The sequence below is a fragment of the Andreprevotia lacus DSM 23236 genome (assembly GCF_900176275.1).
Classification (GTDB): Bacteria; Pseudomonadota; Gammaproteobacteria; order Burkholderiales; family Chitinibacteraceae; genus Andreprevotia; species Andreprevotia lacus.
The window spans coordinates 1-1,468 of the sequence record NZ_FWXD01000074.1 but is presented as its reverse complement, the minus strand read 5'-3'; the positions used below and the strand labels follow the sequence as shown (position 1 = coordinate 1,468).

At 63.1% G+C, this 1,468-nt stretch carries 1 protein-coding gene; it reads left to right on the top strand.

From position 1 onward, the window contains the following. Positions 1 to 1,468 (top strand): condensation domain-containing protein (locus B9A19_RS21810; RefSeq protein ID WP_245804404.1); only part of this gene is annotated, 1,468 nt, incomplete at both ends.

The following is a 1,468-nucleotide window of genomic DNA, read 5'->3' as shown; positions in this document are numbered from 1 at the left end:
CCAATGTGCAGGACATCTACCCGCTGGCGCCGTTGCAGGAAGGGATGCTGTTCCACCATCTGGTGGACCCGGCGCATGATGCCTATGTCGAAGCCGGCTTGATCGCCTGCGACAGCCGCGAGCGGCTGGATTTATTCCTCGGCGCGATGCAGCAGGTCATCAACCGCCACGACATCCTGCGCACCAGCATTGCCTGGCAGGGCTTGGTGCAACCGCAGCAGGTGGTGCATCGTCAGGCTACTCTGCCGATCACGCAACTGCATTTCGATGCAGCAGATGGTGATGTCAGCGAACAACTGGCTGCCCGCATCGACCCGCAGCACTACCGCCTGGACATCAGCCGCGCCCCGCTGATGCATGCGTATGTCACGCAAGACCAGCCGAATGGCCGCTGGGTATTGCGCTTGCTCACGCACCACCTCGCCATCGACCATCCGACACTGGAATTGATGATCGACGAAGCGCTGACCTTTGAACGAGGGCAGGGTGCGGGTTTGCCGACCTCGGTGCCATTCCGCAACTTCATCGCGCAGATTTGCCTGGGCGAAACCAGCGCCGAGCACGAACCGTTTTTCCGCGACATGTTGCAGACGGTGGAAGAACCCACGGCACCGTTCGATATCCTCGACGTACAAGGCGATGGCCGTGGCGTGCGCGAAGCGCGCCGCCATCTCGATCCTGCCTTGGCGCAGCAGCTGCGCGAACGTGCCCGCCGCAATGGCATGACTGCTGCCAGCCTGATCCACCTGGCCTGGGCCATGGTGCTGGCGCGCCTGACTGGCCGTCAGGACGTGGTGTTCGGCACCGTGTTCTTTGGCCGCATGCAGGGGGGCTCCGAGTCGGATCGCAGCCTTGGCATGTTCATGAACACGCTGCCGATTCGCATCCAGATCGATCAGCAACCGCTGCTGGGTGGCCTGAAGCAAACGCACAAGCTGCTGGCCGAATTGCTGCGGCACGAGCATGCACCGCTGGCGCTGGCTCAGCGTTGCAGCGGCGTACCGGCCAAGTCGCCGTTGTTCACCACCATCCTGAACTATCGCCACAGCCCCGAATCGCTGGCCGGTGCTGCCGGGATATTCGATGCGGCCTTGCCGGGCCTGGCGCTGCTGGGCAGTCAGGAACGCACCAACATGCCGATCTGCGTGGACGTGGACGATCTGGGTGATGATTTCGCCCTCACAGCGCAAGTGGTGGAAGGCATCTCCCCCAGCCGCATCTGCGACTTCCTCGAACACGCCATCGAAGCACTGGTTGCCGCACTGGCCGATACCCCCGCAGTTCCCCTCCAGCAGCTCGACGTCCTGCCCGCTGCCGAACGCGAGCAGGTTGTGGTTGGCTGGAACCAAACGTATCAAGACCTGCCGCTATCGTCCTGCGTGCAGGAACTGTTCGAAGCCCGGGTGGCTGCCGCACCCGATGCCATTGCCCTGGTCCAGCCGGATTTGACCCTCAGCTACGGCGAACT